This window comes from Stenotrophomonas sp. SrG (genome assembly GCF_050031795.1).
In the GTDB taxonomy this organism is placed as follows: domain Bacteria; phylum Pseudomonadota; class Gammaproteobacteria; order Xanthomonadales; family Xanthomonadaceae; genus Stenotrophomonas; species Stenotrophomonas rhizophila_A.
On sequence record NZ_JBNBBE010000284.1, the window covers coordinates 1 to 269 of the forward strand.

Consider the following 269-nt stretch of genomic DNA (forward strand, 5'->3'; position numbering starts at 1 on the left):
CACTTGAGGAACTCCATGTCCGACAGCACGTCCACGATTCCTTCGCGCTTGCGAATCCTCGCGAACAACTGGCCCTCGTCATCGCCCCATTCGCGTTCGACGCGAACGCCGTCGGGCACGTCCACGCCGAAACGGCGGCCACTGCTGAACTCGGAATGGCCGGGATCGTCGGCAATGTGGAAGGCCTTGCAGTTGCGCTCGGAGTTCCCGGTATCCACGCCCAGCGCGTCCCGCAGCGGCCCCTGCGCGGCGTCTTGGTCGTTGAACGG

The 269-nt window shown here is 65.4% G+C and carries 1 pseudogene; it reads right to left on the reverse strand.

The features are described 5' to 3' along the window. Window positions 1-269 (reverse strand): annotated as a pseudogene (locus tag ACQG3P_RS19855) (DUF4350 domain-containing protein); the annotation flags it as partial.